Source organism: Lactobacillus sp. HMSC08B12, assembly GCF_001808415.1.
In the GTDB taxonomy this organism is placed as follows: domain Bacteria; phylum Bacillota; class Bacilli; order Lactobacillales; family Lactobacillaceae; genus Lactobacillus; species Lactobacillus delbrueckii.
The window spans coordinates 21204-27417 of the sequence record NZ_KV793192.1 but is presented as its reverse complement, the minus strand read 5'-3'; the positions used below and the strand labels follow the sequence as shown (position 1 = coordinate 27417).

The window sequence follows — 6214 nt, the reverse complement described above, 5'->3', positions numbered from 1 at the left end:
ATTAATACTTTTTAACAGTCACACCCTTTTGCTCTTGTTTAGATTTTACCTTATTTTGCCTCCGCCCGCAGGGACGGGGTTTATCTGCTTAACTTTTTACTAAAAATACGCCGCTGGTTAGATATTGTGCTAATATATGAATTAGTACGAATAAGCGTTTTTTATAGGCTGATTGCCGATGATCCATTAGTCTAAGCTAATAGGATCAGCTTGAAAAGCTTGTTCCGGTTAGGAATGAAATATTAAATCGCTTTCAAAATATGATGAAATTAGGTGGAGCAGATGATGGCCAGAAGGAAAGAAATTGATCGCGAGCGAATATTGGACATCGCCTACAAGAAGGCCTTGACCGACGGGATCGAGAATCTGACTGCCCGCAGCATTGCCCAGACTGGCCACTTTTCAACTCAGCCGATCTATTTGGAATTCAAGAACATGGATGGCCTGCGCAAGGAAGTGCTTAAGCGCGTCTCCTGCACCTTGCGCGATGAAATCCTGCAGAAGAAATTTATTGGCGAGCCCTTATACGATGTTGACCTCTCCTACCTGCAATTTGCCCGCGACCACCGGAGCCTGTTCTCAACGATTTTCGTCAATGGGGAATTTGGTGACGACTTAATCCGCGATACCTTGATGGACCTGGGCCACACCAAGCTCCGCGAACAGTACCAGCGCGACCTTGACCCGGAACTGGAGAAGTGGCTCATCGCCCTCAACTGGATTATCGTCAACGGCCTGGCCGTAATGCTGGTCGATGGCCTGATTGACTATGACCAGGACAACTTCGTCCGGATCATCAAACGGCAGCTGGAAAGCCTTTTTGACCGCTGATCCATTTAAAAAATTAAACTATCAATCGGGCATTTCTATCCTTGTAATTTTTTCACAAAAACCCTGCTGAAATCCCTTTAATTTGGGTATAATAAGGTGAGTAATGGAAAATCTGAAAGGTGGTTTTTATGAAAGTTTTAGCTCTTAACGGATCTAACGCTGACAAGTCTTATAACGAAATGCTGCTGAAGTTCATTGCCAAGCACTTCGCTGATAAGTATGATTTTGAATTCGCGACCGTGAAGGGGTTGCCGATGTTTAAGGAAGGCCAGGAAGACCCGGCTGACGTGGCCAAATTGAGTGACCAAGTTGCCGCTGCTGACCTGGTTTTGATCGGGTCACCGGAACAACAGCACTCAGTAACCAGCGCTTTGAAGAGCGCCCTGGAATGGCTGTCAACCAACACTCACCCCTTCAACGGCAAGCCAGTCGTTATCGTGTCAACTTCACCGCTGGCCCAAGGGGGTGCCCGGTCACAGACCAAGCTGAAGACGATTTTGGCTTCCCCAGGCCTGCACCCGGTTGTCTTCAACGACGATGAATTCATGATGGGCGGGGCAGCTACTGCCTTTGACGAAAACGGTGATTTGAAGATTCCCGGTACCGTTGACTTCCTGGAACACTTCTTTGACGAAGTCGACGCCTGGTACGCACAAATCACGAAGTAAGTGGGGGGATTGCCAAATGAAATTATTAGCTATTGTCGGAACTAATGCCGATTTTTCTTTCAACCGTCTGCTCTGCCAGTTCATCGCCAAGCGCTTTGGCGATAAGGCGGAAATCGAAGTCGCTGAAATTGGCGACCTGCCAGCCTTCTACAAGGAAGGGCAAGCTGATGCCCGCGTTGCGGCATGGCGGGAAAAGGTTGACCAGGCTGACGGCTTGATCATCGCTACTCCAGAATACGACCACGCTATTCCAGCTGCTTTGAAGAGCGCTTTGGAATGGCTGGGCAGCCACGCTGGCAGCAAGGTTATGGCCTACAAGCCAGTCTGCGTTGTAGGCGTGTCCTTGGGCGGCCAAGGCGCTTCCCGCGCCCAGGAAGATGCCCGGGAAATTCTGCTGTCTCCGGACATGACGGCCAACGTTTTGCCAGGCAACGAATTGCTGATCGGCCAGGCTTACAGCAGCTTTGACAAGGAAAGCGGCGACCTGGTTGACGAAGCTTCAATCGCTCAGCTGGACAAGGTTATGGAGGCCTTCTTTGCTTTCGTTGCCCAAGCCAAGAAGTAATGTAAAAGAAAAACTGCAAAATAAGGCGGATAGCTTGGCGCTTCCGCCTTGTTTTGTTTTAAAATTGTAGGGAGAAGTGAAGGAGGAGAAAAGATGGCAGAGGAGCTTTTACCCTTGAAAACAGTCCGCAATCCCCGGGACCTTGGCGGCTATACCGGCTTTACCGGCAGGAAGATCAAGGCCGGACTTTTGCTGCGGACCGGGACGGTCGCAGCGATCAGTGAAGAAGATGGCAATTATTTGCGGGCCCGCGGGGTGAAAACCATCATCGACCTCCGTTCTCCGCAAGAATGCCGCAAGCGGCCGGATAAAAAGCTAGCCGGGATCCAGAACGTCAATATCCCCGTTAACAGCCGGGACCAGACCAAGGCCGGAGCCAGCCTGGCGGAATTAGCCAGGCAGTACGGCCTAGACCCCCTGGCGGGCTTCCGCCATATGGTGGAGAGCTACCGGCTGATGGTGACGGAAGAGCACGCCCAGGCGGCTTTTGGCCAGGTTTTAGCCTATCTGGCTGAAACTGAAGGCGGAACTATTTATCATTGCTCGGAAGGCAAGGACAGGACGGGCCTGGTGACTGTCTTTTTGCTGACAGTTTTGGGGGTTGACCCGGAAACCATCCGCCAGGACTATCTTTTATCCGCTCCCTACCTTAACGGCTACCGGGCCAAAAGGGACAAGGAAGCCCGGGAAAACGGGGAAAGCCTGGTGCAGCGGGCCAACCTTAGGTCTCTGGGCACGGTCAACAATGAGTACTTAGACAGCGCCTTGATCACCATCGACCAGGAATATGGCGGCATGGAAGCCTTTTTGACCCGGCAATTGGGCGTAACGCCCGTCCTTCGTGACCAGCTCCGGGCCAAGTATCTAGAAGAGTAAGGATTTAAAAAATGGGAATCATCAAATACATATCAACTGACCAAGTCATGGCCCAGCACAAGGCCATGGGGACCCACATCAGCCTGCAGATCTACGGGGCAAGGGAAGACCCGGAAAAGATCCTGGACCAGACCAAGGTCCTAATCGACCACTTTGAAGACCTGCTGACGGTCAACCGCAAGCCGGACCACCCCCGCTACGGCCTGTCCGAAGTAACCCGGGTCAACGACCAGGCGGGCAAGGAGGCCGTGCAAGTCTCCAGCAGCGTTTACGGCTTGATCAAGCTGGCCGTTGAGACCAGCCGGGAAAACTTCGGCTTCAACGCCTTAATCGGCCCCCTGGTTAAGCTCTGGTCCATCGGCTTTCAGGATGCCCGCGTGCCAAGTGACGCGGAAATCCAGGAGAAAATGAAGCTGATCGACCCCTGGATGGTCGAATTAAATGACGATGACCACACGGCCTTTTTGAAGCAGGAAGGCATGGAGCTGGACCTGGGCGGGATCGCCAAGGGCTGGACGGCCGACCGGATCAGGGACCTCTGGCGGGCTTACGGGGTCGAAGCCGGCATCATCAACCTGGGCGGCAATGTCCTCTTCGTCAACCCTTGCCCGAAGCGGGCCAACGGGATGTGGACGGTAGGCGTCCAGGATCCTTTGAAGCCGCGGGGAGAAAACATCACGGCCATGATGATCCCGGAATGCTCCGTGGTCACCAGCGGGACTTACGAGCGCTTTTTGGAAGTGGACGGGCACAAGTACCACCACTTGATCGACTCCCGGACCGGCTACCCGGTGGAAACCAACATCGCCGGGGTGACGACCTTCACCAAGAATTCCGTTGACGCGGAAATCGAGTGCAAGCGCTGCTTCTTTGCCGGCCAGCCAATTGCCAACTGGGTCAATGACCGCCGCTTAGGCGCCATTTACGTGTATAACGATGAACGGGTGGAAAAAGTCGGCCTGGATTACTAAAGTAAAGCAAAAGCAGCCTCACCTTCTGGTGAAGCTGCTTTTTCCTTAGGCCGTGGTCCGGCTGACGCTGAAGAGAGTCTTGAAGACCCCGGTCGACAGACCTGGCGTGTCGTTGACGATGAAACTGAGCAGCTGTGAATCGCTGATCAGCTGGCTCAGCTGGCTGATGCCGACTGAGTTGAGGATGGACAAGACCACGTACATGAAGAAGTAGGAGGCCACGAAAGAAACGATGGCCCCGGCCATGTGGTCCAAAGTGGCCGTGAAACCAGTCTTGGTCTCCTGGGCGGGTAGCCAGGCCTTGAAGATCTTGGATATCTGCTTGAGGATGAAGAAGAGGGCGAAGAAGGCCCCGAAGCGGCAGGCATGCAGGACCAGGCTGGAGTCGCCCGCCTGCCCCTGGACGAACTGGGTGTAGATCAGGTCGCCGACCGGATTCTGCAGCATGATGGCCAGCATGAAGACCAGACCGGCGAAGATCAAATTGACGATCCGCTTGGAGAAACCCACATGGTAGCCTTTGTAGGTCTGCCAGGCGATGTAGAGAATGACGAAAATAACTAAGAGCATCTTTATATCCTTATATCCTTTATTTTTAGCTGTAATTTTCCATGGATTCTTTTTGACCTTCAAGCAAAAATAATCCATAATTGTTAAGATAGTTTGTGTAACATTTTTTGCGCAAGATTGCTTTTTGCGTTACATTTAAGGGTGTGAAACACGGTTTCACAGGTGAAAGAATGAATCCTAAACTTTTTGCAGAAACATTGTCAAAATATAATTTTAAGTTGTCTCCTGTCCAAGAGCAACAATTTAAAACATATTTTAAGGAATTGGTCCGGGTCAATGAACACGTCAACCTTACCCGGATCACGGACGAAGACGAGGTCTACCTCAAGCACTTCTACGACAGCGTGACTCCGCTCCTGCTCTGGCCAGAGGTCTTTGCAGAAGGAGCCAAGCTCTGCGATGTCGGGGCCGGAGCCGGATTTCCGTCACTGCCGATCAAGATCCTCCGCCCGGACCTGGAAGTCACCATCGTTGACTCTTTAGGCAAGCGGCTGAACTTCTTGTCTGACTTGCTGGAGAAGCTTGGCATCGAAGGCGTGAACCTGGTGCACGGCCGGGCTGAAGATGTGGGGCAAAACCCGGACTACCGGGAGAAGTTTGACCTGGTAACTGCCCGGGCCGTGGCCAGAATGAGCGTTTTGAGCGAATACTGCCTGCCCCTGGCCAAAGTCGGCGGCAAGTTCCTGGCTTTAAAGGGGCCGCGGGCTGACGAAGAATTGGAAGACGCCAAGAGTGCCCTGGAGAAACTGGGCGGCGAAGTTGTCTTCAGCCGGGTCATCACCCTGCCAGGCAGCGCTGAAGAGCGGATCCTCGTCCTGGTTGACAAGGTCAAGGCAACTCCGGGCAAGTACCCGCGCCAGGCAGGCACGCCAAACCGGAAACCCTTGTAGTTTTTTGGAGGTGCCCAAATGGCTTTTGGTTTTTTTCATCGAAATGAAATTCCCCAAAACAAGCAGGTTCAGGACCTGCCTTTAGCGGAAATCCATCCGAACCGCTACCAGCCAAGAAGGACTTTTAGCGATGATTCCATCCAGCAACTCGCCCAGACCTTGCAAGAAGAAGGGCTCTTGCAGCCGATCATCGTCCGCCAGGACCAGGGCGGCTACGAAATCATTGCCGGCGAGCGCCGCTTCCGGGCGGCCAAGAGCCTGGGCTGGGAAAAGATCCCGGCTATCGTGAACAATCTCGATGACCAGCAGACCGCTTCTTTGGCCTTAATCGAAAACCTGCAAAGGGAAAACCTGAATCCGATCGATGAGGCCCAGGCTTATGAGCAGCTGATGCAGCTCAACGACTTGACCCAGACCCAGCTAGCCCAGGATATCGGCAAGTCCCAGTCCTACGTGGCTAACAAGCTCCGCCTGCTCAAGCTGGCTGAACCTGTGCAAGAGTATCTGGCCAAAGGCGGGCTCAGCGCCCGCCATGGCCGGGCCATTTTGGGCTTAAGCGAAGAGGACCAGGTTAAATTGGCTGAAGAGATTGTCGAAAAAGGTCTCAGCGTGAAAGAGACGGAAGAGCGGGCGGCCAAGCTGGCCAATCCTAAGCCAGCCGTTAAGAAGAAGGCGGTGGTCCGCTATGGCCGGGACATGCAGCTGCAGATCAACACGATCAAGCAGGCGGTTAAACTGGCCAAGGAGTCCGGCGTGAAAGTCAAGGTTACCGAGGCGAAGAGCCCGGATGAGTACCAGATTACTATCGTGATGAAGAATCAGAGAAAGAAGAAGGAGGACTAG

The 6214-nt window shown here is 53.0% G+C and carries 8 protein-coding genes; 7 read left to right on the top strand and 1 reads right to left on the bottom strand.

All coding sequences use genetic code 11. From position 1 onward, the window contains the following. The first annotated feature begins 282 nt into the window (after nucleotides 1-282). The 5 genes from HMPREF3168_RS07375 to HMPREF3168_RS07355 all read left to right on the top strand — a co-directional run bounded on the left by HMPREF3168_RS07375 (nucleotide 283) and on the right by HMPREF3168_RS07355 (nucleotide 3911). Complete coding sequence (locus HMPREF3168_RS07375) at nucleotides 283-831, top strand: TetR/AcrR family transcriptional regulator (protein ID WP_003613200.1); 549 nt, start codon at nucleotides 283-285, stop codon at nucleotides 829-831. A gap of 128 nt (nucleotides 832-959) precedes the next feature. Beyond that, on the top strand, nucleotides 960-1499 hold the full coding sequence (locus HMPREF3168_RS07370; protein WP_003613236.1) for an NAD(P)H-dependent oxidoreductase: 540 nt from the start codon (nucleotides 960-962) through the stop codon (nucleotides 1497-1499). Nucleotides 1500-1515: 16 nt separating this feature from the next. Then, entirely contained in the window at nucleotides 1516-2064 is a 549-nt protein-coding gene (locus tag HMPREF3168_RS07365; RefSeq protein ID WP_003613202.1) for an NADPH-dependent FMN reductase, read from the top strand. Nucleotides 2065-2157: 93 nt separating this feature from the next. Continuing rightward, nucleotides 2158-2940: a tyrosine-protein phosphatase gene (locus HMPREF3168_RS07360; protein ID WP_070489432.1), complete on the top strand. Its 783-nt coding sequence runs from the start codon at nucleotides 2158-2160 to the stop codon at nucleotides 2938-2940. Nucleotides 2941-2951: 11 nt separating this feature from the next. After that, on the top strand, nucleotides 2952-3911 hold the full coding sequence (locus tag HMPREF3168_RS07355; RefSeq protein WP_070489430.1) for an FAD:protein FMN transferase: 960 nt from the start codon (nucleotides 2952-2954) through the stop codon (nucleotides 3909-3911). 45 nt (nucleotides 3912-3956) lie between these two features. Here HMPREF3168_RS07355 and HMPREF3168_RS07350 read toward each other — a convergent pair whose 3' ends face one another. Further along, nucleotides 3957-4481: a CvpA family protein gene (locus HMPREF3168_RS07350; protein ID WP_013440258.1), complete on the bottom strand. Its 525-nt coding sequence runs from the start codon at nucleotides 4479-4481 to the stop codon at nucleotides 3957-3959. Between the two features lie 170 nt (nucleotides 4482-4651). On the opposite strand from HMPREF3168_RS07350, the gene rsmG reads away from it, so the two are divergent. Both rsmG and noc read left to right on the top strand, forming a co-directional pair. Then, the gene (rsmG, locus tag HMPREF3168_RS07345) at nucleotides 4652-5371 is read left to right on the top strand and encodes a 16S rRNA (guanine(527)-N(7))-methyltransferase RsmG (protein WP_070489428.1); all 720 of its coding nucleotides are present in this window, start codon (nucleotides 4652-4654) and stop codon (nucleotides 5369-5371) included. Nucleotides 5372-5389: 18 nt separating this feature from the next. Then, the gene (gene noc, locus HMPREF3168_RS07340; protein WP_002879525.1) at nucleotides 5390-6214 is read left to right on the top strand and encodes a nucleoid occlusion protein; all 825 of its coding nucleotides are present in this window, start codon (nucleotides 5390-5392) and stop codon (nucleotides 6212-6214) included.